We start from the raw sequence: 24607 nt of genomic DNA, 5'->3' as shown, positions 1-24607 counted from the left end.
AACCCGGGGTAACCTACCCGTTCCCAGCCGTTGGCAGCACACCCAGGACAAGGCAGTATCACCCTGTGGCCGATCTCATCACCGTCGAGGATCCCGACGACCCGCGCCTGCGCGACTACACAGGCCTGACCGACGTCGAGCTGCGCCGCAAGCGCGAGCCCGCCGAGGGCCTGTTCATCGCCGAGGGCGAGAAGGTCATCCGCAGGGCCAAGGAAGCGGGCTACGAGATGCGCTCCATGCTGCTCTCGGCCAAGTGGATCGACGTCATGCGCGACGTCATCGACGAACTCCCCGCCCCGGTCTACGCCGTGAGCCCCGAACTGGCCGAGCAGGTCACCGGCTACCACGTGCACCGCGGCGCGCTCGCCTCCATGCAGCGCAAGCCGCTGCCCACGGCCGGCGAACTGCTGCGCTCCGCACGCCGGGTCGTGGTCATGGAGTCCGTCAACGACCACACCAACATCGGTGCCATCTTCCGCTCGGCCGCCGCCCTCGGCATGGACGCGGTCCTGCTGTCGCCCGACTGCGCCGACCCGCTGTACCGCCGGAGCGTCAAGGTCTCCATGGGCGCGGTGTTCTCGGTGCCGTACGCCCGGCTGGAGACCTGGCCGAAGGGGCTGGAGTCGGTCCGCGAGGCCGGCTTCACCCTGCTCGCGCTCACCCCGGACGACAAGGCCCGCACCCTGGACGAGGCGGCCCCGCACCGGATGGACCGGGTGGCCCTGATGCTCGGTGCCGAGGGCGACGGGCTGTCCACGCAGGCTCTGGTCGCCGCCGACGAATGGGTTCGCATCCCGATGTCCCACGGCGTCGACTCGCTCAACGTGGGCGCGGCCGCGGCGGTCGCCTTCTACGCGGTGACCAGCGGCCGCCCGGAGGCCTGACCTTCGGACCGATCCTCGGCCTGACCCTCCCCGGCCCGCTTCACGGACCGCCGGTCAGCTCCCGAAGTCCCCGCCAGGCGTCGACCCGTACAGGTCGGACTTCGCCCGGTCGGCGTCCGCCCGGTCGGCGTCCGCCGACGGACGGCTCGGCTGCGCGTGCTGCTGACGTCGGCTGCCCTCGTCACCGAGGCCGCGGGCCGGGCCCTGGCAGCCCTGGGCCACGGCGATGCCGAGCGCCACGAGCAGCGTCACCACGACGAACACGAACAGCCGCTGGCGCAGCAGCCGGGGATTGGCGGGCCGCAGCCCGGTGCCCGTCGTACGCTGCGCCGACCGCCCGGAACCGCCCCGGGCAGCGGGACGGCTCCCACCGCCCGAGCGCGGGCCGGCGCCGCGCGGCTCCGGGGTCGGGCGCGCCGAGCCGGGCCGCGCGGGGGCGCCCGTACCGTTGCCGCGCTGGCCGCTGCCGGTCCGCGAGGGCGCCCCGCCGCGCGCCGGCGCACCACCTCGGGCGGGCGCACCGGCGCGCGGCACCGGAGTGCCGGGGGCGGTGCGCCGCTGGGTGCGCTGCTGCTCGGGGTAGGTGTCGGCGAGCCGCCCGGTGGGCCGGTCCGCCTCCGCGGCGCGCGGCGACGGCGGCCGTACGCCGTCCAGGCCCTGCGCCTCACGGGCCGCGATCTCCTTGAGCCGCAGCGACAGCTGCAGCGTGCTGGGCCGGTCCTCGGGGTCCTTCGCCAGGCAGGCCCGCACCAGCGGGGCGAGCGCGTCCGGTACGCCGTGCAGCTGCGGCTCCTCGTGCACCACCCGGTACAGCATCACCTCGGAACTGCCGTGCCCGAAGGGCGAGTCGCCGGTGGAGGTGTAGGCGAGGGTCGCGCCCAGGGAGAACACGTCCGTCGCCGGGGTGACGGCCGCGCCCCGCACCTGCTCGGGTGCGAGGAAGCCGGGGGAGCCGACCGCCGTGCCGACATGGGTGAGCGTGGAGGCGCCGGTGGCCCAGGCGATGCCGAAGTCGATGATCCGCGGCCCCTTCGGGGACAGCAGGATGTTGGACGGCTTGAGGTCCCGGTGGACGACACCGGCCTCGTGCACCGCGACCAGGCCCTCGGACAGCGCCGCACCGACCGCCGCGGTGTCGGCCGCGCTCAGCGGGCCCTCGTCGGCGACCTTGTCGTGCAGGGAGGGCCCGGGTACGTACTGCGTGGCGAACCAGGGCCGCTCGGCCTCCAGGTCCGCGGCGACCAGCCGGGCCGTGCAGCCGCCCCGGATCCGCCGGGCCGCCGAGACCTCACGGGCGAACCGGGAACGGAACTCGTGGTCCTCCGCCAGATCGGGCCGGATGACCTTCAGCGCGACCCGCTGCCCCTTCTTGTCGGAGCCGAGGTAGACCACACCCATCCCGCCCGCGCCGAGCCGTCGGTGAAGCCTGAACGAGCCGACGACGCGCGGGTCCTCGCGCCTCAGGCGCATCATCGCCATGTTCATCCCCGCTGCCCGGTCCCTGTGACGTGGCACAGCTTACGTTTCCACGGCCGCCTGCGCGCAGAGGCCGCGCCCTCCGGGCCGGACGGATTGCGCCGACCGCCGGCACGACATGAAAGGCGGTCAGGAAGCAGGCGTGAAAGGGGTCCTTGAGCCGCCCGCACCCTCAACCGATCCTCGGCGTCCGGGTGTTGAGGTCAGCAGGCGGCAGGTGGTGCCGGTTCGGGCGGCCGTCCGACACCCGGCGCGGACCGGTCGCGAACCCGGGCGCGGGACGGGCCGGGCACCGGACGCGGCGCATGTCCCACACCCGTCCGGAGTGATCGAAGTCACTCCTTGTGGCCGTCGGACGCTTCGGAAATGACCGGACACGGCGGGCCACCCTTCCGGGAAGACCCCGAGACCCCGACCCGCGTCTCCACCCAGGGGAGTACGTCCCGAGTTGTGGCTCATCCTCGGGGAGGCCCGGCAATCGATACGAAGGCATGACGCCCGGCAGCCGCCCCGCGCCTAGATTTGAGGTCAAGCGGCGGGTGCAGCACTCGTCCCCCGAGGTCAGACACCCGCCGCTGCCGACGACAACCGACACGGTCAGGAGAGGGACCATGGCCCACACGGCACCGCGACGCCCGGCGTTCGCACCGCGCCGGACGGGCCGCCGCCACCCCCTGGTGGCGACGCTCATGGCCCTTCCCCTGGCGGCCCTGCTCCTGCTCGTCTGCGACGGCTGGGAGACGGTGGCCACACAGGCGTCGTCCGTGGGTGCGATGCTGGGGCGCTGAGCGGCGACCCCAGGCCCGGAAGAGCGGTCCGGGCGGGGACATCCATCCAGGAAACCCCGTGGGGACGGGGGTACGGCGGACGGCACAAATGCCGGCGCAGCTGGGGAGCTGCGCCGGCATGCGCCGTTTCCGGGCGCGGCTGCGGGGTCCCGCCGTTGGCGTGCGGTGCATGGCCGGACGCGGGTTCGTCGTGGCCGGTGGCGCCCACGCGGCGCACCCCCATGTCGATCAGCCCCGCGGCCCTGGGGAGCTGCAGTGCCGACGCCAGTACGCTCAGGTGCCAGTCCACCTTTCCGAGGCACCGTTGACCGCAGACAGCCCCGCCCTCATACCCGCGCTCACCGCAGAAGCCAGAGCCGTCGCCCACCCGGACCGCACCGACGACCCCTGCGCCTGCGACAGCTCCCCCCTCGCCGACCGCCCCGACGCCACCGTCGTACGACACGCCGACACCGTCGCGAAGGCCCACACCCCCGGTACCGACCGCGCCGAGCTGGCCCGGCGCCTCGCCGTGGCCACCCGCCTCCCGGACGTGCTGCTGCCCCCGCTCTCCCCGGCCCCCGCCCCCGTACTGGGCCGCCTGGTGACCTTCTGGCCGTACGGCGCTCCCGTGGACCCCGACGACCGGGACGCGGCGCCCTGGGAGGCCACCGCCGCCCTCCTCGCACACCTGCACCGCACGCCCCCGCCCGCCGGCCTGCCCCCGATGCGCGGCCCCGCCAAGGCCGCCCGCGCCGTCGCCCGGCTGCGCTCGGCCCTGCGCGCCGAGTCCCATCCGGCGTCCGGCCCCGTCCTCGCCGCCTGGGCCGCGCTCCCCGCCTGGGCCCGCGCCGAGGCCCCCATGCCCGGCCCGCCCGCCCTCTGCCACGGCGACCTGCACCTCGGCCAGCTCGTCCGCCACCCGGCACCGCACGGCCCCTGGCGCCTGATCGACGTCGACGACCTGGGAACCGGCGTTCCGGCCTGGGACCTCGCCCGCCCCGCCGCCTGGTACGCCTGCGGGCTCCTCCCGCCGGACGAGTGGACCCGTTTCCTCGGCACGTACCAGCGGGCGGGCGGCCCGGCCGTACCCGTGAACGGTGACCCCTGGCCCGCCCTGGACGTCCCGGCCCGCACGCTGACCGTGCAGACAGCCGCCCTGGCCGTCGCCAAGGCCCTCGCCGCCGGCCGTCCGCTGGACGAGGTGGAACAGGCGGTCGTCGACGCATGTGCCCGAATGGCCCCGATTCCGCACCGGTTGGCGCCCGAAGCCAGGGACTAGGCTGCAACCGACCGGGGCTGGACGGAGTCTGTCCTGGGGAAACATGAAGCGGGACCGACCGGCGAGGAGTTGAGCCGACCATGCATTGTCCGAAGTGCCACGCGCCGATGCACACCTACAACCGCAATGGCGTCCAGATCGAGCAGTGCAGCGGCTGCCGCGGCATCTTCCTCGACTACGGCGAGCTGGAGGCGCTGACCCAGCTGGAGGCCCAGTGGTCCAAGCCCGCCCCGCCCGCCCCGCAGGCGTACCCGGCGGCGCCCGCGCCCGCCTGGGGTGCCCCGCACGGCGGTCACCACGGCGGCCACGGACACTACGACCATCACGGACACCACGGCCACCACAAGAGCTGGGCGCACATGCTCTTCTCCAGCTGAGCGCACGAAGAAGCCCCCGGCCGTACGAGACGGCCGGGGGCTTCCTGCTGTGTGGACGATACTGGGATTGAACCAGTGACCTCTTCCGTGTCAGGGAAGCGCTCTCCCGCTGAGCTAATCGTCCGCAGACCGTGACCCTGAAGTCACAGGCAGTGCGCGATACTGGGATTGAACCAGTGACCTCTTCCGTGTCAGGGAAGCGCTCTCCCGCTGAGCTAATCGCGCGGGCGGGGATCTCCGAGGAGACCCGTGGATCTTGCGAGAAGATCCAGTGGACGATACTGGGATTGAACCAGTGACCTCTTCCGTGTCAGGGAAGCGCTCTCCCGCTGAGCTAATCGTCCTTGGAGGTGGAGACGGGATTTGAACCCGTGTAGACGGCTTTGCAGGCCGTTGCCTCGCCTCTCGGCCACTCCACCAGGAGTGTAGGGGATCGGGATGACCCCTCTTCCTTCGAGCGGACGACGAGGCTCGAACTCGCGACCTCAACCTTGGCAAGGTTGCGCTCTACCAACTGAGCTACGTCCGCCTGTCGTTTCGGTCCGCTTCCGCGTCCCGGCGACGTGTTGAACTCTAGCGGATTCCCGGGCCAGCACAAAAACGCGTTTGCGCAGCGTGCTGCGCTGCCCCCGGCGGACCCCGTGGCCGCAGCCCCCTCCAGGACATCCCCGGGCCACCCGTCGGACACCCGACCTAGACTCGACCACGTGCTGCACCACCCTTCCCGCCTCCCTGCCCTGGCCCGTTTCGGCGACCGCGTCGCCACCGGCCTCCTCGATGTGACCAGCGATCCTGCCGCCCTGGAGTCCGCGGGCTTCTGGGCCGTCTGTGCGGACTTCGAGGGGCGGCTGACCTGCGCACGCTTCGCGGACGTACGCCAGGAGCCGGTGCCCGCGCCGGTGCCGGGCGGCTGGCGGGGTCCGGGGGCGGGGGAGTGGACCTCTTCCCTGGACCGGGCCGCGTACACGGCGGGCGTCCGCCGGATACGTGAGTACATCGCGGCCGGCGAGGTCTACCAGGCCAATCTCTGCCGGGTGCTGTCCGCGCCGGTCGCCCCGGACGCGGACGTGGACGCCCTGACCGGCCTGCTGTCCCGCGGCAACCCGGCGCCGTACGCGGGGACGATCCGGCTGCCGGAGCACGGCGTGGAGATCGCCACCGCCTCGCCGGAACTGTTCCTGCGCCGGGTCGGGCGTGTCGTGGAGTCGGGGCCGATCAAGGGCACCGGACGCACGGAGGCGGACCTGCTGGAGAAGGACTACGCCGAGAACGTGATGATCGTGGACCTGGTCCGCAACGACATCGGGCGTGTCTGCGCCACCGGCAGCGTGAGCGTCCCCGATCTGTGCGCCGTGGAGAAGCACCCCGGCCTGGTCCACCTGGTCTCCACCGTGCGCGGCGAGTTGCGGGACGGGGCCGGCTGGCCGGACCTGCTGGCCGCCGCCTTCCCGCCCGGCTCCGTGACCGGCGCGCCGAAGTCGAGTGCCCTGCGGATCATCGAGGAGCTGGAGACGGCCCCGCGCGGGCCGTACTGCGGCGGCGTCGGCTGGGTCGACGCCGACCGGGGCACCGGCGAGCTGGCCGTGGGCATCCGCACCTTCTGGATCGACCGGGAGGCCGGGATGCTGCGCTTCGGCACCGGCGCCGGCATCACCTGGGGCTCGGACCCGGAGGGGGAGTGGCGGGAGACCGAGCTGAAGGCGTCCCGGCTGCTCGCGGTAGCGTCGGGGTCGTACGACGTGAGTGGAGGGGTGTTCGCATGAAGATCTGGCTGGACGGCGGGCTGCGGGACCTGGACTCCGCCCGTGTCTCCGTCTTCGACCACGGGCTGACGGTCGGCGACGGCATCTTCGAGACGGTGAAGGCGGTCCACGGCAGGCCGTTCGCCCTCACCCGGCACCTGGACCGGCTGACCCGCTCGGCCCGGGGCCTCGGCCTGCCCGACCCCGACCACGACGAGGTCCGCGAAGCCTGCGCGGCGGTCCTGGAGGCGAACCCGATGCCGCTCGGGCGGCTGCGGATCACCTATACCGGCGGCCACGGCCCGCTCGGCTCCGACCGTGGAGAGCACGGCCCGACCCTCGTGGTCGCCCTCGGCGGGACCACTCGCCGCCCGGACTCCACCGCCGTGATCACCGTCCCGTGGACCCGCAACGAGCGCGGCGCCCTCACCGGCCTGAAGACCACCTCGTACGCCGAGAACGTCGTCGCCCTCGCCCGCGCCCATGAACACGGCGCGTCGGAAGCGCTGTTCGGCAACACGGTCGGACAGCTCTGCGAGGGCACCGGGTCGAACGTCTTCGTCGTCCTCGACGGCGAGATCCACACCCCGCCCGTCGCCTCCGGCTGCCTGCCCGGCATCACCCGCGCACTGACCGTCGAGTGGACCGGCGCCAAGGAGACCGACCTGCCGCTGGACGTCCTGCGGCGTGCCGACGAGGTCTTCCTCACCTCGACCCTGCGCGACGTCCAGGCCGTCCACCGGGTCGACGACCGCGAGCTGCCCGGCACGCCGGGCCCGGTGACCGCCAAGGCCATGCGGATCTTCGACGAGCGGTCCGGGCAGGACCTGGACCCCTGAGCCGGGCCTGCGGGGCCGCTCACCCGGTACCGGAAAACGGGCTGACTTGACGGTCGGCCGCGGGTAGAACACCGGTGATGACCACGACCCTGCGGCCGACCGAGCCGCTCCAGCACAACGCCGACGGCACCCGTTCGCGCCGCTACCAGGTGTGCGTGAACAGCCGCCCCGTCGGCGAGATCCACCTCGGCACCTCGCCGTCCCTCGGCGACTCGGTGGCCCGCGTCATCGACCTGCGGATCGCCGAGCCCGCCCGGCGGCGCGGCCGGGGCACGGTGGCCGCGCTCGCCGCCGAGGAGGTCGCGCGCGGCTGGGGCTGCACGCAGATCGAGACCCTCGTCCCCGCCTCGGCCGGCATAGCCCTGCGGATGTTCGGCGCCCTCGGCTACACCCCGCGCAACCGCGGCATGGAGAAACGCCTCGGCACCACCCCGCCCGAACTGCCGCCCGGCAGCAGCGCGCGGCCCATGACGGGAGCCGAATTCGCCGCGTGGCACGCGTACGAGAGCGAGCACTACGCGCGCATGTGGACAGAGCGCGGCGTCCCCGAGGCCACGGCCCACGCCAAGGCCCGCCGCGACCACGAGACACTGCTGCCGCACGGTCTCGCGACCGACGGGATGGTCTTCAGCGTCCTGGAGCACGAGGGGGCCCGGGTGGGCACGCTGTGGCTGGCCCTGCGGGACGACAGGGCGTTCGTGTTCGACGTCGAGACCGACGCGGCCCACCGCGGACGGGGACACGGCCGTACGCTCATGCTGCTGGCCGAGCGCCAGGCGATCGAGGCCGGCCGGCCGGTCCTCGGCCTCAATGTGTTCGCGGGCAACACCCCTGCCGAGCGGCTGTACGAGTCACTCGGCTACGAGACGACGAGCCACGCCCTCTCCAAGCCCCTGCTGTAGACACCGGACCGTGCGGGAGCGGCTCAGGCCTCCTGGCCGCCCAGCAGCCGGTCGGCGATCTCCTCGATGCGCTCGCGCAGCCCCTCCTGGCTCTTTCCGCCGTCGAGGCGTTCGCCGCCGATGACGTACGTCGGGGTGCCGGTCACACCGATCGCCTTGCCCTCGGCCTGGTCGGCGTCCACGATCAGGATGTGCCGGCCGTCGATCAGTGCGGTGTCGAACTCCCCGTCGTCCAGGCCGAGTTCACGGGCCACCTCGACCAGGAAGGCCTCGCCCCTGCGGTCCAGTTCCTCGACGCGCTCCAGCACGGCCTCCACGTACTGCCAGCCCTTGCCCTGCGCCAGCGCCTCCTCGGCGGCCTGCGCGGCGGCGAAGGCGTGCTTGTGCTTCTCCAGCGGGAAGTGCCGCAGCTGCAGCTCCAGCCGGTCGCCGTAGCGGGCGCGCAGGGCGCGGACGTCGTCCAGGGCGGTGCGGCAGTCGGGGCACTGCAGTTCGCACCACACGTCGAGGACCGGGGTGTCGGTGCGTGCGGGGGAGGAGTCGCTCATGCCGACCAGTCTCCCAGGCCGGACGCGGGCGACCCAATCGGGACGGCACGGCTCGGGACGGTACGGCTCGGGGCGGTACGGCCGCGGGGCACCGCACCGGCACTCCAGTAGGAGACGACCCGGAGATGTCCCTGATGTCCCGTGGGGGCATGGCATCGACAGGACCGGCCGGTGCAGGATGGAGGGGACGGAGGCGGCGCGCCGTGCCGGTGTGCCGGGTCCGCCGAGCGTCGCCTGCCACCCGACCGAGCCCGCCAGGAGGACCGGATGATTGCCGAGACCGTCTGCTCCGCCGTGTCCGCGGCGGGCCTGGGTATCGCGGTGGTCACGGCCTACCGCAAGCGTTTCCTCGCGGCGACCCGCATCGCGGCCTACTCGCTGGTGCCGGTGGGCCTGGTGATGACCGGGGTCGTCGGCTGGCTCGCCGACACCGCGTTCAGCCCCACCGCCTGGGCGGGCTTCGGGGTGCTGGGCGCGGCCTGGCTCCTGTTCGCGGGCACCCGGGCGGTCGAGCGCCGGCGCGGTGGCACCCGCGCCGAGCGCAAGGCGGCCCGCGCTGAGGACCGGGCCGGGGCTGTGGCCCCGGGGGCCTCCGCGCCTTCCCTGGGCCCGGGCACCCGGCCCGCGACCGGCTCAGCCACCGCCCCGCGCGCCACCGGCTCCTCCGACGACTTCAGCGACATCGAGGCCATCCTCAAGAAGCACGGCATATGACGGCCGCAGGCCGCGGGGTGCCCACATGCCCCTGTCGGCGCTCGCTCCCGGACCGACCCCTTCGGACTGAAACGACACAGAGCATCGCGCGGACATCCCGAATCGTTCACAACCCGAAGCAAGTCGGACGAGACGGCGCGATATACGGCAACTCCCGCATCCTGCGGGTGGGTTGATCGCGCACGGGGCCCGTTGTGCGCCATGATCTGCGGCGAGATGCTGGACACGAGACAGAGCGAGGCCGCGCCGCCGAAGGACGAGCCGCGCGGGTGCCTTTTCGCCCTATCCCAGCCACCGCTGATGATCTTCCTTGCGGTGATCGGGTGTCTGCTCCTCATGGCTGCGCTGCACGACCTGCTGTTGCTGTGAGCCGTACACGTCCGTCCCGGCGCCACCCGCCGGGACCGACGTCGCCCCCACCTGCCGATCTCCGCTGTCGGCCGGTCTGCGGGGAAGGTCAGCCCGTCGCTTCCTTGCGGCGGGCCCGGTACGCGGCGACGTGCAGTCGGTTGCCGCAGGTGCGGCTGTCGCAGTAGCGGCGCGAGCGGTTGCGGGAGAGGTCGACGAAGGCGCGCCGGCAGTCCGGTGCCTCGCAGCGCCGCAGCCGCTCCTGCTCCCCGGCCACCACGAAGAAGGCGAGCGCCATTCCGCAGTCGGCGGCGAGATGGTCGGCCACGGAGGCGCCGGGTGCGAAGTAGTGCACATGCCAGTCGTAGCCGTCGTGGTCCGTCAGACGCGGGGTGGTGCCCGCCGCGGCGACCAGCTCGTTGATCAGCCCGGCGGCGGAGCGGGCGTCGGTCGCGGCGAAGATCGCCGCGAAGCGCCCCCGGACCCTGCGCACCGCCGAGAGATCGAACTCCGACAGCACACCGACATCGCTGATCTCGTGGTTTCGTACGAAATCCGCGAGAGCCGGGACATCGGGCAGTCCGTCGGCCGCCGCGTCGTCCTCCGGCGCGGTGTTCACCAGATCCACCACGGTGTCGAGGGCGCACCGGGTGTCGTGGGTGATCAGCACGTTTCGCTCCCTGGCCTGAGGGTCGGGCGGACGCCCGCCGATGCTGGCCGATGGTAGCGACAACCCCGCCCACCGCACCGGCCTCCGTCCGACCTCGGTTGCCGGTAGAACGCCTGCGCGCCCGAGGTGGTTCCCGCCCGGGGCGGCGTGCGCAGGTCATGCGCATGGCGGAATCGGGCGCACAGGTTGGCGCCGTCCACGTGAATCGCTCACGGTGACGGCGCCGGGTTGTGCCGTATGCGGTTGTCTTGGCCCGAGCCGTCTCCCCGAGTGGACGGCGCCGGGCTGCTTTCGGCCGCGACCTAGCTCTCCGCCAGGATGTGCGAGAGCTCCTGATCCAGATCGAAGTGCCGGTGTTCCGTGCCGGGCGGCACGGCGGCGTCTGTTCGCTTCAGGAAGGACTCAAGGGCCCGCGCCGGGGCCTCGAGCAGGGCCTCCCCCTCCGGGGAGCTGAGGGCGATGCACACGACGCCCTGACCGTGGCTGCGCGACGGCCAGACACGGACGTCGCCGGTCCCGGTGGGCCGGTGGAGCCCCTCGGCGAGGAGGTCGCGGGCGAACACCCACTCGACGGTCTCCTCGGCTCCGGTGTGGAAGGTGGCGTGCACGGCGTAGGGGTCGGCCGTGTCGTACCGCAGGCCTGCGGGGACAGGCAGGGAGGACTCGCTCGACACAACGAGGCGCAGGTGCAGCTCGCAGCTGACCGTGGTGTTCATAAGCGCCAGGGCCTTTCGCTCAGTGTGCGCTCGGGGATTCGCACGTCGGCGAAATCGACATGCCACCTACGATGCCGTTGTAAACCCCTCTGAGTGTTTTGCGTGTCTTTACGTAACTCTTCCGGCCGAGAACTCGTACGGGATCTACGACCATTCCGGTGACTGGATTCACTCCGGTAGGGTTTGTCTGTATGAATACGGGGAGTGACGAGCCGGGCGAGGTCGTCGTGGCGGCTGGCAAGGAGAGAACGGATCGGCAGAAAGCCGGGCAGACCGGACATAGCGCGAGTGACGGGCTGGGCTCCCGGGCGCCGGAATTCATCAAGGCTCGCCGACTGCTGCACCTGAGCTGGCAGGTCGGTGTCTTCGTGGTCGGCCTCGCGGTCGTCGTCGCCGGGATCGTCATGCTGCCGCTGCCGGGACCCGGCTGGGTGGTGATCTTCGGCGGCATGGCGATCTGGGCGACCGAGTTCGTCTGGGCGCAGCTCGTGCTCCGCTGGACCAAGCGCAAGGTCACCGAGGCCGCGCAGCGGGCCCTCGATCCCAAGGTGCGCCGCCGCAACATCGCGCTCACCGTGATCGGGCTCGTGATCGTGGCCGGGCTCGCCGGGATCTACGTGTCGAAGTTCGGCCTCGTCATGCCATGGAAGATCAAAGATCAGTGACCCGGCTCCGCCGCCCGGTCGCCCCGCGCCCCGGCCCGTGGTCGGAAGCACGGCCTGACATGGGGTAATGTTCTTCCTGCGCCCGGGCGATTAGCTCAGTGGGAGAGCGCTTCGTTCACACCGAAGAGGTCACTGGTTCGAACCCAGTATCGCCCACCCGGACCGACGGCCCACCTGCGAAAGAGCAGGTGGGCCGTCGGCGTATGCGCCTGCGAACCGGGTCGGCTCCGACTCCGGGTGCGAGTGCCGACCGCGGGCCCCGTGCTCCGACTCCGGGTGCGAGTGCCGGCCGCGGGCCCCGTGCTCCGACTCCGGGTGCGAGTGCCGGCCGCGGGCCCCGTGCTCCGACTCCGGGTGCGAGTGCCGGCTCCCGGGCCTCCGCCGAGGCCGGCGATCGACGCAGGTCCAGGTCGTGCAGGCGCCCTTGCGCCGAGGCCGCGCGAGCAGCTCGCCTTTTTGCCGAACCGGCAACATCACTCGTGCCCGCCGGTTCGCCCACCGCACGATCGTCGACACCGACCGCGATCGCACCGGTGCGGCCGCCCGGTCGTCGTCGCGCCGCGTCCACAAGCCGCCCGCCGCCACCTACCTCGCACCGCTCGGCCCCGATCAGTTCGCCGCCTGGGCCGACCGCCCGCCGCCCGCAGGACACCCACCCCCCGACCCGTACCCGGCCCCACACCGCCTCACCACCGACTCTCCGCCAACATCCCACCCCCACCAGCACGCTTGCCCACGCCACCCAGTCCCGAAGACCCAGGAGCCCCCATGCCGCCCGAGACCACCCCAGAAGGCCCCACACCCGCGCCCAAGACCCACGCCCCCGCCCACCACCTGGTGCCGTCCCCGGCCGGTCGCCTGCATCTTGTGGAGCAGGGCCACGGCCCCCTCGTGCTGCTGGTGCACGGCTTCCCGGAGTCCTGGTACTCGTGGCGGCACCAGTTGCCGGCCCTGGCCGCCGCCGGTTACCGCGCCGTGGCCGTCGACGTCCGGGGCTACGGCCGTTCGTCCAAGCCGGCGGACGTGGACGCGTACCGGATGCTGGAGCTGGTGGCGGACAACGTCGCCGTGGTGGAGGCCCTCGGGGAGGAGGCCGCGGTGGTCGTCGGGCACGACTGGGGCGCCACGATCGCTGCCACCTCCGCCCTGACCAGGCCCGATGTCTTCCGGGCCGTGGCCCTGCTCGGCGTGCCGTACACCCCGCCCGGCGGCCCGCGGCCCAGCGAGGTCTTCGCGCGGATGGGCGGGGAGGAGGAGTTCTACGTCTCGTACTTCCAGCAGCCGGGCCGGGCCGAGGCGGAGATCGAGCCGGACGTGCGCGGCTGGGTCGCGGGCTTCTACGCCGCCCTGTCCGCAGGCACCATGGCGGCGCCGGGCGCCCCCGACCCGCACTTCGTCGGCCGCGGCGGCACCCTGCGCGAACGCTTCCCCACCGGCCCGCTGCCGACCTGGCTGGACGAGGGCGACCTCGACTTCCTGGCCGGGGAGTTCGAGCGCACCGGGACGACCGGGGCGTTGAACCGTTACCGGAACATGGACCGGGACTGGGCGGACCTGGCCGGTCACGAGGGTGCCCCGATCACCCAGCCCTCGCTGTTCATCGGCGGCGCGCTGGACGCCTCGCTCGCGTGGCTGGGCGACGCGGTCGAGGCGTACCCCGAGACCCTGCCCGGTCTGCTCGGCTCGCACGTCCTCGACGGCTGCGGCCACTTCGTCCAGCAGGAGCGCCCGGAGGAGACGAACCGGATCCTGATCGACTGGCTCGCCTCCCTACCCGCCTGAGCTCCGGTCACCCCGCACCGTTCCGCCTGAGCTCCGCCCGTCCTGCACCCGTGGCGCCTGGGTTCCGCCCGTCCTGCACCCGTGGCGCCTGGGTTCCGCCCGCCCCGCACCCGTTCTGCCCGGTCTCCGGCCGTCCCCGCGCCGATCGGCCGGGCACCCGGCCACCCCCGCACCGTTCTGTCCGACATCCGGCCGCCCCAGACAGATCGGCGGGGTACCCGGCCACCCGCACCCTTCCGCCCGACATCCGGCCGCCCCGCGTCGATCGTCCGGACAACCGGCCACCCTGCACCGTTCCGCCCGACACCCGGCCGCCCCACCCCTCGTGGCCGACCCCCACCCCCTCGCGGCCGGACCCCAGCCGCCCCGCACCCCTCCGCCGGCCCCCACCCGCCCCCGCACCCTCCATCGGCCCCACCCGCCCCGCACCCTCCGCCCCGTCCGTTCGGCCCGTCGGCCACACCGTCCCCACCTGCGAGAACAGCCGCCACGCCACCCCGGCGCCGCCCCGGCCCACAAGAAAATCCTGTCCGAATCATTGACGCACCCCGGACCCCTCCGTAACTTGTGCCAGCAAGCGCTTACTTGAAACGATTCATGACGATGTTCATGACGATGTTCATGGCGACGTCCATGACCACGTTCATGACGGCGGAGACGACGTCGCGGGGAGGGCCCGACCATGGGAACCAGCAGGAATCTTGAGAGGCGTACGATCCTGAGGGCGGCCGGGGCCTCGGCGGCCGCGCTCGGGCTCGCCGCGACGACCGGGTGCGGAGGCGGAAGCGGTTCCGGGGACGGGACGGTGACGATCCGTTACTCCTGGTGGGGCGCCGAGGAGCGGGCCAAGAAGATCAACCGGACCATCGCCCTCTTCGAGAAGAAGTACCCGAAGATCAAGGTCAAGACCGACTTCCAGACGTATGCGTCCTTCTGGGAGAAGTTCCAGACCCAGGCCGCCGGCGGAAATCCCCCGGACGTTTTCCAAAATGCCGTCACCTTTCTTCGGAAGTACGACAAGCGGGGAATTCTCCTCGACCTCAAGTCCCAGGCCCAGGCAGGTAATCTGATCCTGGATCACTTCCGGGAGGGCGTGACCAAGGTCGGCCAGGTCGACGGAAAGCAGCTCGGAATTCCCGTCGGGTCCAACACCATGGCGCTCGTCGTCGACAAGAAGGTGTTCCAGAAGGCCGGCGTCGAGCCGCACCCGGGATGGACCTGGGACGACTACTTCAAGGCCCTGAAGACCATCCACGACAGGACGAAGGTCCCCGGGGACACCGGCTACTTCGCCATCATGTACCTGTACGACCTCTACCTCCGCCAGAACGGCAAGGCGTTCTTCACCAAGGACGGACTCGGTTTCGACAAGGCCGACCTGACGGAGTGGTGGACCGACGGCTACAACCGCGTCAGGGCGGGCATCGTCACCGACCCGAAGGTCGTCCAGCAGGACACGCCCAAGTCCTCGCTCTCGGCCGGCCACGGCGCCTCGGAGTTCACCTGGGACAACTTCACCGTCCGCTACTCCGCGGAGGGCAACAGCACCTACGGCCTCGCGCCCATCCCCACCACGGACGGCAAGCACACCGGTCAGTACCTCGCCTCGCTGATGCTCAGCGCCTCCGCCCACACCTCCCACCCCAAGGAGGTCGCGCAGTTCATCGACTTCATGGTCCACGACCCCGAGGTGGGCAGGATCATGGGCTACGACCGGGGCATCCTCGCCAGCACCGCGCAGTACGCGGCGTACAAGCCGACCGACGAGGTGAACAAGGAGATCGCGCAGTACGAGGTCGACACCGCCAAGGCGGGCGTCCTCGGCGAGATCACCCCGCACCCCTCCGGTGCCGACACCATCGAGGCCTCCTTCCTGCGCATAGGCGGCGACCTCGGGCAGGGCAGGACGAAGGTCGCGGACGCGGTGAAGCAGTTCTTCACCGAGTCCGAGGCCGCCTTCCAGGCCTGATGGGACGCGCCGTGACGCTCGTCAAGGACTCCCTGCCCGCCGCCCGCGGGGCGCGCTCGGCCGCCCCCGCCACCACGGGGCGGCCCGGCCGCCGCCGCGAGAACCTCGCCGGTTACCTCTTCATGTCCCCGTGGATCGCGGGCTTCCTGCTGCTGACCGCCGGCCCCATGGTCGCCTCGCTGTACTTCGCGTTCACCGACTACAACCTCTTCAACACCCCCAAGTGGGTCGGGCTCGACAACTTCACCAAGATGTTCGACGACCCCCGCTGGCAGAAGTCGGTGGAGGTGACGGCGAAGTACGTGATCATCGGCACCCCGCTGAAGCTGCTGCTCGCCCTCGGCGTCGCCCTGCTGCTCGCGCAGAGCCGCCGCGGGCAGGCCTTCTACCGGGCCGCCTTCTACGCCCCCTCGCTGATCGGCGCGAGCGTCTCGGTCGGCTTCGTCTGGCGGTCGCTGTTCTCCGACGGCGCGATCGTGGACCGTACCCAGACGTTCTTCGGCTGGCATGTCGGCGGCTGGGTCGGCAACGCGGACTGGGTGCTGTACTGCCTGGTCGCACTGACGGTGTGGCAGTTCGGCGCGCCGATGGTCATCTTCCTGGCCGGGCTGAAGCAGGTGCCGAAGGAACTGTACGAGGCCGCCGAGATGGACGGCGCGGGCCCGTTCCGGAGGTTCTGGAACATCACCCTGCCGATGATCTCCCCGGTGCTGTTCTTCAACGTGCTCCTGGAGACCGTCCACTCCTTCCAGATCTTCGGCTCGGCCTACGTCGTCTCGAACACCTCCTGCGGTCCGGCCGACGCCACGCTCGTCTACACCTGCTACCTGTACCAGCAGGGCTTCAAGAACGCCCAGATGGGCTTCGCCTCCGCCATGGCCTGGATGCTGCTGCTCGCCGTGGGCCTGGTGACGGCCGTCCTCTTCTGGTCCCAGAGGAAGTGGGTGCACTACGAGGAGGACGTCCGATGAGCTCCCCCGATCTCCTCCCGGCTTCGCTCGAGCCGGGGGCGCCCCCGTCCACCGCCACACCCCCCGGCGGGGGACTCACCCGCAAGCGCACCGGCTCGCTCGCCTGGCACGTGGGCGCCCTGCTGATCCTGGCCGTCATCCTCTACCCGGTCGTCTGGGTGATCGGCGCCTCGTTCAAGCCCAGCAAGGACGTCATCAACAGCCTCACGCTGGTCCCGTCCCACCCGATCCTGTCCAACTTCAAGGGCCTCGCCGACGGCATGGCGGACATCAGCATCCGGACCTTCTTCCAGAACTCGCTCGTCTACGCCGTCGGTGCCGTCGTCGGCGTCCTGATCTCCTGCTCGCTGACCGCGTACGCCTTCGCGCGCATCAGGTTCGCCGGGCGCAACCTGCTGTTCTCCCTGATGATCGGCACGCTCCTGCTGCCGTACCACGTGCTGCTGATCCCGCAGTACGTGATGTTCCAGAAGCTGGGCTGGATCAACACCTACGCCCCGCTGCTGATCGGCAAGTACCTGGCCACCGAGGCGTTCTTCGTCTTCCTCATGGTGCAGTTCATGCGCAACCTGCCCCGTGAGCTGGACGAGGCCGCCCGGCTCGACGGCTGCGGGCATCCGCGCATCTACTGGTCGATCGTGCTGCCGCTGTGCCGGCCCGCGCTCATCACCAGCGCGATCTTCACCTTCATCAACGCCTGGAACGACTTCATGGGCCCGCTGATCTACCTCAACGAGCCCGGCAAGTACACGGTCTCCCTGGGCCTGATGATGTTCCGCGACTCCGACGGCGTGGCGGCCAACTACGGCGGCATGATCGCCATGTCCCTGGTCGCGCTGGTGCCCGTGCTGCTGTTCTTCCTCGCCTTCCAGCGGTATCTGATCGACGGAATGGCGACCTCCGGACTGAAGGGCTGAGGCGACCGGCATGGCCGAAGCACGTGTGAAGGCACGCAGGGAGTCCGTGTTCGCCGAGAGGTTCGCCGTCTTCGCCGAGTGTCTGCTCACCGGCGTGTGGATCGCGGTGGCCTCCCTCGGGGTCGTCACCTACCCGGCCGCCTTCGCCGCCGGCGCCCGGCACCTGCGCCGCCGTACCGGCCACCGGGGCGGCGGCTGGCGGGAGTTCGCCGCCGACTTCCGGGCCGCCCTGCGTGGAGGCTGGGCGGGCGGGCTCGCCGGCTGGACCTTCGCGGCCCTGGCCTGGGTGGACGTACAGGCCGTACGCGCCGGGCTGCCCGGCGGGCCGGCGGCGGGGGCCGTGGGGCTGTTCGCGCTGACCGGGCTCGCCGTGGCCGGACTGCGCGCGGCGGCCGTGTGGACACCGGGGGAGCGGTGGCGGGTGCTGCTCGCCGCAGCCGGGCGCCGTACCGTACGCGACCCCGCCGGATCCTTCCTGCTGGTCGGCGGAGCGGTTCTCGTCGTCTGTTCCGCCCTGCTCATCGCCCCGCTGGCGGTCCCGGTGCTCGGGGCCGTCGCGGCGGCGGCCGTCGCCGTGGAGGAGCGGTACCGGCGCCGCTGAGCCGGCGGTGCCCGCATGCAAGATCGGCGCCCCGAGTGCCGTAAGTCCCGTCTCTGTCATGCCCCTGACCATCCACCCTGGATCACCCTGGAAGGAAGGCCATGTCTCCCATCCCCCGCAGATCCCTCCTCAAGGCGGCCGCCGCGGCCGGCGCCGCCGCCCAGTTCAGCTGGGCGCTCGGGGCACGGAACGCGCAGGCCGCGCCCGCCGCCGCGGCCGGCGATGCCGACCCCGTCACCCTCGACTGGCTGGAGGGCGGCGGCCTCGGCGCCGCCCCCGGCTCCACGGTCGGTGTGCCCTGGCCCATGGGCACCCACCAGGAGGACCAGGCCTTCGCGCTCACCGACGCCGACGGCAAGGACGTCCCCGTCCAGAGCTGGCCCCTCGCCCACTGGCCCGACGGCTCCCTCAAGTGGACGGCGCACGCGGTGAGTTCGGGCAGCGGAAAGCTGACGCTGGGTCCCGGGACGCCCGCCGCACCGGACAGGACGGTCACCGTCGACCGGAGCGGCGGCACCGTCGACGTCTCCACCGGCGTCATCACCGCGAAGATCGGCAAGGACGGTGCCACGCTGATCAAGACCGTCACCCGTGGTTCCACCGAGATCGCCAAGAACGGACGGCTCGTCCTCATCCGGCAGCCCGAGATCGAGGACGAGGACCAGGGCACGGTGAAGACCGAGCGGTTCGACGGCGCCGTCGACGAGGTGACCGTCGAACAGGACGGCCCGGTCCGCGCGGTCGTCCGCATCGACGGCAAGCACCGCAAGGGCGACCGCGGCTGGCTGCCGTTCTCCCTCCGTCTCTACTTCTACGCCGGCGCCGACTCCTTCCGCATGGTGCACACCATCACCTACGACGGGAAACAGGAACCCGGCGAAAGCAGCGGCGATTTCGTCCGCGGGCTCGGCGTCCGCTTCACGGTGCCGATGCGCGACGCGGCGTACGACCGGCACATCCGCATCGGCGGCGAGGGCACCGGCCTGCTGCGCGAGGCGGTGCAGGGCATCACCGGGCTGCGCCGCGACCCCGGCGCGGCCGTCCAGACGGCCCAGTACGAGGGCAGGAAGCTGCCCGCCCCGTCCACCTGGGACCAGCGGGTCACCAGCCGCCTGCAGTACATCCCGCACTGGGGCGACTACACCCTCTCCCAGCTCTCCGCCGACGGCTTCACCCTGCGCAAGCGCACCAAGAAGGGCTACGGCTGGATCGCCGCCGGCGGCGGCAAGCGGGCCTCCGGTTTCGGGTACGTCGGCGGCGCGAGCGGCGGACTCTCCTTCGGACTGCGCGACTTCTGGGAGAAGTTCCCGGCCCAGCTCGACATCCGCGACGCCCACACCGACGAGGCCACCGTCACCCTCTGGCTCTGGTCGCCCGAGGCCCAGCCCATGGACCTGCGCTTCTACCACGACGGCATGGGCCAGGACACCTACGCCGAGCAGCTCGAAGGCCTCAACATCACCTACGAGGACTACGAGCCCGGGTTCGGCACCCCCTACGGCATCGCCCGCACCTCCGAACTCCTCTTCTGGGCCAACGCCTCCACCCCCGACGCCGACACCCTCGCCCGGCAGGTCCAGGCCGTCCGGGTGCTGCCGCAGCTCGCGGCCCCGCCCAGGCAACCGATCAGGGCCGGGGTCTTCGGCCCCGGCCTGTACTCCGAGCCCGACCGTTCCACCCCGGCCAAGGCGAGGATCGAGGACCACCTCGACTTCCTCTTCACCTACTACAAGGACCAGGTGGAGCAACGCCGTTGGTACGGCTTCTGGGACTACGGCGACTTCATGCACACGTACGACACCGTGCGCCACCAGTGGCGGTACGACGTCGGCGGCTACGCCTGGGACAACTCCGAGCTCTCGCCGGACCTGTGGCTCTGGTACGCGTACCTCCGGAGCGGCCGCTCCGACCTCTTCCGCTTCGCCGAGGCGCTCACCCGGCACACCGGCGAGGTCGACGTCTACCACCTCGGCAAGTGGGCCGGCCTCGGCACCCGGCACGGCGTGCAGCACTTCGGCGACAGCGCCAAACAGCAGCGCATCGCCAACACCACCTACCGGCGCTTCTACTACTTCCTCACCGCCGACGAACGCGTGGGCGACCTCATGCACGCCAACGTCGACTCCGACGAGACCTTCCTCGTCCTCGACCCCCAGCGCAAGGTCCGCACCGACCCCTACACCCCCGACCGGCACGCCCTGTCGATCGGCTTCGGCACGGACTGGAGCGGCCTGGTGTCGGCGTGGCTCACGGAGTGGGAGCGCAAGGGACCCAAGCGGGACAAGGCCAAGGCGCGCGTGCTGTCCACGATGGAGGGCATCGCCGCCCAGCCGAACGGCTTCGTCCAGGGCAGCGGGCTGTACGACCTCGACACCGGCGAGTTCGCCGTCGCCGGCCGGCCGGTCGTCTCCGTCTCCCACCTCTCGGCCGTCTTCGGCCTCAACGAACTGTGCGCCGAGCTGATCCACCTCGTCGACATGCCGAAGTTCAAGGAGGTCTACCTGGACTACTGCCGCTACTTCAACGCCACCAAGGCCGAACAGAAGGCCCGTTACGGCTCCGACTTCGGCACCCTGCTGCTCTTCCAGGGCCACTCGCGCCTCGACGCCTATGCCGCCGTACAGACCGGCGACGCGACGCTGGCCCAGCGCGCCTGGACCAAGTTCTGCGGCTCCGACGGCTACACCGAGTCCTCGCCGTGGAGGACCGAGAGGCTGACCGGCCCCGTCGCCCTGGTCGAGGACGGCGAGGCGAGCTGGGTGTCCAGCAACGACACCGCGCTCTACGGCCTCGCGGCCATCGAGAACCTGGCGCTGCTCGGCGACTGGATGCCGTCGTAGCCGGTGGACGGGGGAGCGCCGACGCACGGGCGACGGCGCTCCCGAAGAGTGTGGCCCGCGCCACGGTGTGGTGCATGAGTACCCGTACTCAGATTGATGCGTCCGGCCGGGCAGACTTCCGCCATGGACTGGACCCACTACCGCTTCCGCAGCCTGTGGTCCCTGCCCGCCCCGCCGGCCGTCGTGTACGCGGTGCTGGAGCGGCCCGAGGACTACCCGTGCTGGTGGCCGCAGGTCCGCTCGGTGACCAGGCTGGACGCGGACACCGGCGTGATCACCGTCCGGTCCGTCCTGCCGTACGACATGACCTTCACCGCCCGGCAGAGCCGCCGCGACCCCGGCGCCGGTGTGCTGGAGGTCACCCTGTCCGGTGACATCGAGGGCTGGGTGCGCTGGACGGTAACGGCCGAGGGCCCGGGGACCTTGGCCCGTTACGACCAGGAAGTGGACGTGCACAAGCCGCTGCTGCGCCGGCTCGCCGTACCCGGCCGCCCGGTCTTCCGCGCCAACCACCGCTTCATGATGCGGTCCGGACGTCGCGGACTGCTGCGCCGCCTCCAAGCGGTTTGAAGGATCGGCGCCGGGGCCTGTATTGTTCAGTGCGTTCCCGGGCGATTAGCTCAGTGGGAGAGCGCTTCGTTCACACCGAAGAGGTCACTGGTTCGAACCCAGTATCGCCCACGTTCGCGAGAGCGACGTGTGTCCGCAGAAGGCGCGGACCACGTCGCTCTCTTCGTTTTTTGCGCCGCTTCGCCGTGCGAAGTGGGGGCTCCGCCACCCACACCGCCGTCCCCGGTGCCGCAGCCGGCCGGAGCCGCAAGGTCACGCCGCCGCCGGCAGCTCCGGCCTGAGCGGCCAGTCCGTGCTGACGATCTCCTCCGAGCCGCTGCGCGCGAACCACGCCTGCAGCCCGCGGGCCTGTGCCGCGTGCCAGCCCGTCTGGAGGGTGTGCAGCTCGGCGGGGGTCAGGCGCTCCAGACGGGTCGCGAAACGGCGGCCCAGGGCCCGTACGACGTCCAGCGCGGCCAGCGCGTCCGCCCCGGCGTCATGCGCGCCCTGCAGTGTCACGCCGTAGTGGTCGCACAGGTCGGTCAGTGTGCGGCGGCCCTTGCGGTAGCGGTCCAGATGCTTGTCCAGCACCCTCGGGTCCAGCACCCTGAGCGGGGCCGCCTCGAACCAGCGGTCCAGCGACGACGCCCGGTGCCGACGCAACTCCCGGTCCAGCAACGTGAGATCGAAGGGCGCGTTCATCACCACCAGCGGGCGGCCCATCGCCGCGTGCTCCGCCAGCTGCTCGGCTATCTCGTACATCACCGGCGCCGGCCAGCGGCCGTTGCGCTGCAGGTGCTCCTCCGTCAGACCGTGCACCGCCGTGGCCTCCTCGGGCACCGGGACACCCGGGTTCACCAGCCAGCGGTTGACCCGGGGCCGGGTCCCCGGCGCGTCCTGGACGACGACGGCGGCCGACACGATCCGGTCGGTCTCGACGTCCACGCCCGTCGTCTCCGTGTCGAAGGCGGCCAGCGGCCCCTCGTACCAGTACGTCATCCCAACCCAACTCCTCGTTCACCCAGGGCAGGTGACGTTCCGTCTTCTGCCCGTTTGGTGATACCCGGGCCGTTTGCGCCGTACGCCGGTGGGAGACAACAGGAGTACGGGTCTTTGCAGTTCAGCGGCCCGCAGCGGGGAAACTCTTGGCTTGGAAGGCTGTTGGTCATGGCCATAGCGCAGCCCGAGCGGGGCGGGCTGCTGCCCGATCGCACGGGCCCCCTTCGCGGCACGCTCGCCACCACCGCCTGCATGGAGACACTGCAGGTCGGCTACTTGCACGCGGTCGCCGCCGCGGCCGGCTGCTCGCTGTCCCAGCCCTTCCCGGACAACGGCATCGACTGGCACGTCAGCCACAGCGCGGCCGGACACACCGTCGACGACGAGGTCACCATCAAGGTGCAGCTGAAGGCCACGTACCAGGTCGCGCCGAACCCGCCGGGGCGCACGTTCTCCTTCACCCTCGACAACGACCATCTGCGCAAGCTCGCCCGCACACCCGTCTCGGTGCACAAGATCCTGGTCGTCATGCTCGTCCCGCGCTCGCAGGACGACTGGCTGCGCGCCAGCCACGACCGGCTCGACCTCAGGCACTGCTGCTACTGGGTCAACCTCGCCGGCCACCCCATCACCGGCCGGCACCGGACCACCGTGCGGATACCGACCACACGCATCTTCGACGACCGGGCGCTCTGCGAGATCATGACGCGGGTCGGGACGGGAGGCAGGCCATGAGGAGCCGTCCGTACGAGGAACTGCCGCGCCAGGTCCGGCCGCATCCCGACGACCTCTCCTGGAACCGGCCCCCGGAACCTGCCGAGGTCGACCCCGCCGTGCTCGGCGCCCTGCTGCACCGGCACGGCTGGCAGCGGCGCGGCGGAGCCCCCGGGCGCTACGGCCGCTGGACCCCGCCGGGACCGGGCGCCGGCGGGACCAGCCTGCTGGTGCCCGAGAGCCGTGCCTTCCCCGACAGCGACGACCTGCTCGGCGAGGCCCTCGACGCCCTCGCCCGCAGCGCCACGCCCGCGGCCCGCGAGGTGCTGATCTCCCTCGCCGTGCCCAGCGACGAGATCCGCTGGTGGCGCGACACCCCGGGCGGACCCGTCGGCGCCGCGCCCTGGACCGCCGACGAGCAACTGCGCGCAGCCGCCCGGCAGATGCTGCTCGCCGCCGCGCTCGCCACACGCGCGCGTGCCGGCTACTACGGCGCCCGCCACCGCCGCTCCGCCGCCGCACTCCTTCAGGACGTCCTCGTCGGCCCCGCCGCAGAGGGCCGGCACCTCACCGCCTTCGTGCCCGTGCCCACCGGCCGCCCGCTCGCCGTACGCCTGCACCAGGCCCTCAACGCCGCCCGCGAGGCCGTCGACTACCAGCGGGCCACCGGCGGCATGGACGCCTTCGACGGCGCGGTCGAGGCCGGCGTCAGCCGCGAACTGACCGAGGCGCTCGCCGCGCTCGTCCGGGGCACCGAGGGCGCCCGGATCGCCGTCGCCTGGGCACCCGGCGCCGGCGTCCCCGAGGGCTGCGCCCCCTCGGCCGAGCCCGTCGAGTTCTCACCCGGCGACCTGCCCGTGCTGCGTGAGGCCGCCGCCCGCTATCTGCGCGAGGAACCCTCCGTGCCGGTCCGCGTCACCGGCGCCGTCGTCCGCATGCGCCGCTCCGGACCCGGCGGCGAGGGCATCGTGCGGCTGCGCGTCCTCGCCGGCGCCGACGTCACGCACGTCCGCGTCACCCTGGACGAGGAGGACTACCGCATCGCCGGCCACGCCCACCTCGTCGGACTCCCCGTGCGCGTGCATGGCCGGCTGGAGCGCCGGGGCGGCTTCCGCCGGCTCACCGGCGCCTCCGGGGTCGTACCCGTCCAGGTGGACGAGGGCGAGCGGGACCGGCTGCTGAAGTCCCTGCAGGAGAACCTCGACTTCTTCGAGGAGGCCTGCGGGGAGGCGTACGGGGACGAGGACTGAGGAGTATCGGACAGGGGACTGTGGGTGACCGTTTCGCGGTCGGTGCCGTGGGGTCGGTACGATCGCCTGTGCGCGCGCTCCTGGT

The 24607-nt window shown here is 71.9% G+C and carries 24 protein-coding genes and 7 tRNA genes; 21 read left to right on the top strand and 10 right to left on the bottom strand.

What is annotated here, in order from left to right; genetic code table 11:
- Positions 1 to 65 precede the first annotated feature (65 nt).
- Entirely contained in the window at positions 66 to 884 is an 819-nt protein-coding gene (locus ACWGJ5_RS40180; protein WP_351623378.1) for a TrmH family RNA methyltransferase, read from the top strand.
- Between the two features lie 54 nt (positions 885 to 938).
- Here ACWGJ5_RS40180 and ACWGJ5_RS40175 read toward each other — a convergent pair whose 3' ends face one another.
- Positions 939 to 2369, bottom strand: coding sequence for a protein kinase domain-containing protein (locus ACWGJ5_RS40175; protein ID WP_453314561.1), 1431 nt, complete (start codon positions 2367 to 2369; stop codon positions 939 to 941).
- Between the two features lie 602 nt (positions 2370 to 2971).
- Here ACWGJ5_RS40175 and ACWGJ5_RS40170 point away from each other — a divergent pair.
- The 3 genes from ACWGJ5_RS40170 (at position 2972) to ACWGJ5_RS40160 (ending at position 4786) form a co-directional block, all read left to right on the top strand.
- On the top strand, positions 2972 to 3148 hold the full coding sequence (locus ACWGJ5_RS40170) for a hypothetical protein (protein WP_228618820.1): 177 nt from the start codon (positions 2972 to 2974) through the stop codon (positions 3146 to 3148).
- 304 nt (positions 3149 to 3452) lie between these two features.
- On the top strand, positions 3453 to 4409 hold the full coding sequence (locus tag ACWGJ5_RS40165; protein ID WP_453314560.1) for a phosphotransferase family protein: 957 nt from the start codon (positions 3453 to 3455) through the stop codon (positions 4407 to 4409).
- 80 nt (positions 4410 to 4489) lie between these two features.
- Positions 4490 to 4786 carry a TFIIB-type zinc ribbon-containing protein gene (locus ACWGJ5_RS40160; RefSeq protein ID WP_228618822.1) on the top strand — a complete coding sequence of 99 codons (297 nt, stop codon included), beginning with the start codon at positions 4490 to 4492 and terminating at the stop codon, positions 4784 to 4786.
- Positions 4787 to 4838: 52 nt separating this feature from the next.
- On the opposite strand, the gene ACWGJ5_RS40155 is transcribed toward ACWGJ5_RS40160, so the two are convergent.
- From ACWGJ5_RS40155 to ACWGJ5_RS40135, 5 genes are all read right to left on the bottom strand, one after another.
- Positions 4839 to 4910: transfer RNA gene (locus ACWGJ5_RS40155), tRNA-Val, on the bottom strand.
- Positions 4911 to 4939: 29 nt separating this feature from the next.
- Positions 4940 to 5011 (bottom strand) — tRNA-Val (locus ACWGJ5_RS40150).
- A gap of 47 nt (positions 5012 to 5058) precedes the next feature.
- A tRNA-Val gene (locus ACWGJ5_RS40145) sits at positions 5059 to 5130 on the bottom strand.
- A gap of 1 nt (position 5131) precedes the next feature.
- A tRNA-Cys gene (locus ACWGJ5_RS40140) sits at positions 5132 to 5205 on the bottom strand.
- Between the two features lie 37 nt (positions 5206 to 5242).
- Positions 5243 to 5315: transfer RNA gene (locus ACWGJ5_RS40135), tRNA-Gly, on the bottom strand.
- Positions 5316 to 5493: 178 nt separating this feature from the next.
- Here ACWGJ5_RS40135 and ACWGJ5_RS40130 point away from each other — a divergent pair.
- The 3 genes from ACWGJ5_RS40130 (at position 5494) to ACWGJ5_RS40120 (ending at position 8269) form a co-directional block, all read left to right on the top strand.
- Positions 5494 to 6549 carry a chorismate-binding protein gene (locus ACWGJ5_RS40130; protein ID WP_453314559.1) on the top strand — a complete coding sequence of 352 codons (1056 nt, stop codon included), beginning with the start codon at positions 5494 to 5496 and terminating at the stop codon, positions 6547 to 6549.
- Entirely contained in the window at positions 6546 to 7367 is an 822-nt protein-coding gene (locus ACWGJ5_RS40125) for an aminotransferase class IV (protein ID WP_453314558.1), read from the top strand. The genes ACWGJ5_RS40130 and ACWGJ5_RS40125 overlap by 4 nt, the downstream gene beginning before the upstream one ends.
- 77 nt (positions 7368 to 7444) lie before the next feature.
- Positions 7445 to 8269, top strand: a complete 825-nt coding sequence (locus ACWGJ5_RS40120) for a GNAT family N-acetyltransferase (RefSeq protein ID WP_453314557.1) — start codon at positions 7445 to 7447, stop codon at positions 8267 to 8269.
- 23 nt (positions 8270 to 8292) lie between these two features.
- Here the strand turns inward: ACWGJ5_RS40120 and ACWGJ5_RS40115 are convergent, their stop codons facing one another.
- Positions 8293 to 8817 carry a DsbA family protein gene (locus ACWGJ5_RS40115; RefSeq protein WP_453314556.1) on the bottom strand — a complete coding sequence of 175 codons (525 nt, stop codon included), beginning with the start codon at positions 8815 to 8817 and terminating at the stop codon, positions 8293 to 8295.
- 267 nt (positions 8818 to 9084) lie between these two features.
- On the opposite strand from ACWGJ5_RS40115, the gene ACWGJ5_RS40110 reads away from it, so the two are divergent.
- Positions 9085 to 9531: a hypothetical protein gene (locus tag ACWGJ5_RS40110; protein ID WP_453314555.1), complete on the top strand. Its 447-nt coding sequence runs from the start codon at positions 9085 to 9087 to the stop codon at positions 9529 to 9531.
- A gap of 216 nt (positions 9532 to 9747) precedes the next feature.
- Positions 9748 to 9900, top strand: a complete 153-nt coding sequence (locus tag ACWGJ5_RS40105) for a hypothetical protein (protein WP_165289388.1) — start codon at positions 9748 to 9750, stop codon at positions 9898 to 9900.
- 88 nt (positions 9901 to 9988) lie between these two features.
- Here the strand turns inward: ACWGJ5_RS40105 and ACWGJ5_RS40100 are convergent, their stop codons facing one another.
- Together ACWGJ5_RS40100 and ACWGJ5_RS40095 are read right to left on the bottom strand one after the other, a co-directional pair.
- A complete protein-coding gene (locus ACWGJ5_RS40100) occupies positions 9989 to 10549 on the bottom strand; it encodes a CGNR zinc finger domain-containing protein (RefSeq protein WP_228618833.1) in 561 nt (186 codons plus the stop codon).
- 302 nt (positions 10550 to 10851) lie between these two features.
- Complete coding sequence (locus ACWGJ5_RS40095) at positions 10852 to 11265, bottom strand: SsgA family sporulation/cell division regulator (RefSeq protein ID WP_004002642.1); 414 nt, start codon at positions 11263 to 11265, stop codon at positions 10852 to 10854.
- Positions 11266 to 11456: 191 nt separating this feature from the next.
- On the opposite strand from ACWGJ5_RS40095, the gene ACWGJ5_RS40090 reads away from it, so the two are divergent.
- The 10 genes from ACWGJ5_RS40090 to ACWGJ5_RS40045 all read left to right on the top strand — a co-directional run bounded on the left by ACWGJ5_RS40090 (position 11457) and on the right by ACWGJ5_RS40045 (position 21691).
- Positions 11457 to 11930, top strand: a complete 474-nt coding sequence (locus tag ACWGJ5_RS40090; protein ID WP_453314577.1) for a TIGR02611 family protein — start codon at positions 11457 to 11459, stop codon at positions 11928 to 11930.
- Between the two features lie 84 nt (positions 11931 to 12014).
- Positions 12015 to 12086: transfer RNA gene (locus tag ACWGJ5_RS40085), tRNA-Val, on the top strand.
- Positions 12087 to 12698: 612 nt separating this feature from the next.
- Complete coding sequence (locus ACWGJ5_RS40080; protein WP_453314554.1) at positions 12699 to 13712, top strand: alpha/beta fold hydrolase; 1014 nt, start codon at positions 12699 to 12701, stop codon at positions 13710 to 13712.
- 682 nt (positions 13713 to 14394) lie between these two features.
- Positions 14395 to 15681: an ABC transporter substrate-binding protein gene (locus ACWGJ5_RS40075; RefSeq protein WP_453314553.1), complete on the top strand. Its 1287-nt coding sequence runs from the start codon at positions 14395 to 14397 to the stop codon at positions 15679 to 15681.
- 11 nt (positions 15682 to 15692) lie between these two features.
- Positions 15693 to 16652 carry a carbohydrate ABC transporter permease gene (locus tag ACWGJ5_RS40070; RefSeq protein ID WP_453314552.1) on the top strand — a complete coding sequence of 320 codons (960 nt, stop codon included), beginning with the start codon at positions 15693 to 15695 and terminating at the stop codon, positions 16650 to 16652.
- The gene (locus ACWGJ5_RS40065; protein WP_453314551.1) at positions 16649 to 17569 is read left to right on the top strand and encodes a carbohydrate ABC transporter permease; all 921 of its coding nucleotides are present in this window, start codon (positions 16649 to 16651) and stop codon (positions 17567 to 17569) included. The genes ACWGJ5_RS40070 and ACWGJ5_RS40065 overlap by 4 nt, the downstream gene beginning before the upstream one ends.
- A gap of 10 nt (positions 17570 to 17579) precedes the next feature.
- Positions 17580 to 18170 carry a hypothetical protein gene (locus ACWGJ5_RS40060; protein ID WP_453314550.1) on the top strand — a complete coding sequence of 197 codons (591 nt, stop codon included), beginning with the start codon at positions 17580 to 17582 and terminating at the stop codon, positions 18168 to 18170.
- 101 nt (positions 18171 to 18271) lie between these two features.
- Entirely contained in the window at positions 18272 to 21010 is a 2739-nt protein-coding gene (locus ACWGJ5_RS40055) for an exo-rhamnogalacturonan lyase family protein (protein ID WP_453314549.1), read from the top strand.
- A 123-nt stretch (positions 21011 to 21133) separates the two neighbouring features.
- Positions 21134 to 21580, top strand: a complete 447-nt coding sequence (locus tag ACWGJ5_RS40050; protein ID WP_453314548.1) for an SRPBCC family protein — start codon at positions 21134 to 21136, stop codon at positions 21578 to 21580.
- 39 nt (positions 21581 to 21619) lie between these two features.
- A tRNA-Val gene (locus tag ACWGJ5_RS40045) sits at positions 21620 to 21691 on the top strand.
- A gap of 141 nt (positions 21692 to 21832) precedes the next feature.
- Here the strand turns inward: ACWGJ5_RS40045 and ACWGJ5_RS40040 are convergent.
- Positions 21833 to 22558, bottom strand: a complete 726-nt coding sequence (locus tag ACWGJ5_RS40040; RefSeq protein ID WP_453314547.1) for an exonuclease domain-containing protein — start codon at positions 22556 to 22558, stop codon at positions 21833 to 21835.
- Between the two features lie 168 nt (positions 22559 to 22726).
- Here ACWGJ5_RS40040 and ACWGJ5_RS40035 point away from each other — a divergent pair, with 168 nt between their 5' ends.
- Both ACWGJ5_RS40035 and ACWGJ5_RS40030 read left to right on the top strand, forming a co-directional pair.
- Positions 22727 to 23293 carry a DUF4365 domain-containing protein gene (locus ACWGJ5_RS40035; RefSeq protein WP_453314546.1) on the top strand — a complete coding sequence of 189 codons (567 nt, stop codon included), beginning with the start codon at positions 22727 to 22729 and terminating at the stop codon, positions 23291 to 23293.
- On the top strand, positions 23290 to 24522 hold the full coding sequence (locus ACWGJ5_RS40030) for a hypothetical protein (RefSeq protein ID WP_453314545.1): 1233 nt from the start codon (positions 23290 to 23292) through the stop codon (positions 24520 to 24522). The genes ACWGJ5_RS40035 and ACWGJ5_RS40030 overlap by 4 nt, the downstream gene beginning before the upstream one ends.
- Positions 24523 to 24607 lie beyond the last annotated feature (85 nt).

It is taken from the genome of Streptomyces sp. NPDC054783 (assembly GCF_053611725.1).
The sequence above is the reverse complement of the archived record's forward strand: the minus strand, read 5'-3'. Positions and strand labels throughout refer to the sequence as shown.

Coding starts and splice junctions, on each gene's coding strand:
- ACWGJ5_RS40175 (WP_453314561.1), bottom strand. CDS start 2,369: ATGAACATGGCGATGATGCGCCTGAGGCGCGAGGACCCGCGCGTCGTC.
- ACWGJ5_RS40170 (WP_228618820.1), top strand. CDS start 2,972: ATGGCCCACACGGCACCGCGACGCCCGGCGTTCGCACCGCGCCGGACG.
- ACWGJ5_RS40160 (WP_228618822.1), top strand. CDS start 4,490: ATGCATTGTCCGAAGTGCCACGCGCCGATGCACACCTACAACCGCAAT.
- ACWGJ5_RS40125 (WP_453314558.1), top strand. CDS start 6,546: ATGAAGATCTGGCTGGACGGCGGGCTGCGGGACCTGGACTCCGCCCGT.
- ACWGJ5_RS40120 (WP_453314557.1), top strand. CDS start 7,445: ATGACCACGACCCTGCGGCCGACCGAGCCGCTCCAGCACAACGCCGAC.
- ACWGJ5_RS40115 (WP_453314556.1), bottom strand. CDS start 8,817: ATGAGCGACTCCTCCCCCGCACGCACCGACACCCCGGTCCTCGACGTG.
- ACWGJ5_RS40110 (WP_453314555.1), top strand. CDS start 9,085: ATGATTGCCGAGACCGTCTGCTCCGCCGTGTCCGCGGCGGGCCTGGGT.
- ACWGJ5_RS40105 (WP_165289388.1), top strand. CDS start 9,748: ATGCTGGACACGAGACAGAGCGAGGCCGCGCCGCCGAAGGACGAGCCG.
- ACWGJ5_RS40095 (WP_004002642.1), bottom strand. CDS start 11,265: ATGAACACCACGGTCAGCTGCGAGCTGCACCTGCGCCTCGTTGTGTCG.
- ACWGJ5_RS40090 (WP_453314577.1), top strand. CDS start 11,457: ATGAATACGGGGAGTGACGAGCCGGGCGAGGTCGTCGTGGCGGCTGGC.
- ACWGJ5_RS40080 (WP_453314554.1), top strand. CDS start 12,699: ATGCCGCCCGAGACCACCCCAGAAGGCCCCACACCCGCGCCCAAGACC.
- ACWGJ5_RS40075 (WP_453314553.1), top strand. CDS start 14,395: ATGGGAACCAGCAGGAATCTTGAGAGGCGTACGATCCTGAGGGCGGCC.
- ACWGJ5_RS40065 (WP_453314551.1), top strand. CDS start 16,649: ATGAGCTCCCCCGATCTCCTCCCGGCTTCGCTCGAGCCGGGGGCGCCC.
- ACWGJ5_RS40060 (WP_453314550.1), top strand. CDS start 17,580: ATGGCCGAAGCACGTGTGAAGGCACGCAGGGAGTCCGTGTTCGCCGAG.
- ACWGJ5_RS40055 (WP_453314549.1), top strand. CDS start 18,272: ATGTCTCCCATCCCCCGCAGATCCCTCCTCAAGGCGGCCGCCGCGGCC.
- ACWGJ5_RS40050 (WP_453314548.1), top strand. CDS start 21,134: ATGGACTGGACCCACTACCGCTTCCGCAGCCTGTGGTCCCTGCCCGCC.
- ACWGJ5_RS40040 (WP_453314547.1), bottom strand. CDS start 22,558: ATGACGTACTGGTACGAGGGGCCGCTGGCCGCCTTCGACACGGAGACG.
- ACWGJ5_RS40035 (WP_453314546.1), top strand. CDS start 22,727: ATGGCCATAGCGCAGCCCGAGCGGGGCGGGCTGCTGCCCGATCGCACG.
- ACWGJ5_RS40030 (WP_453314545.1), top strand. CDS start 23,290: ATGAGGAGCCGTCCGTACGAGGAACTGCCGCGCCAGGTCCGGCCGCAT.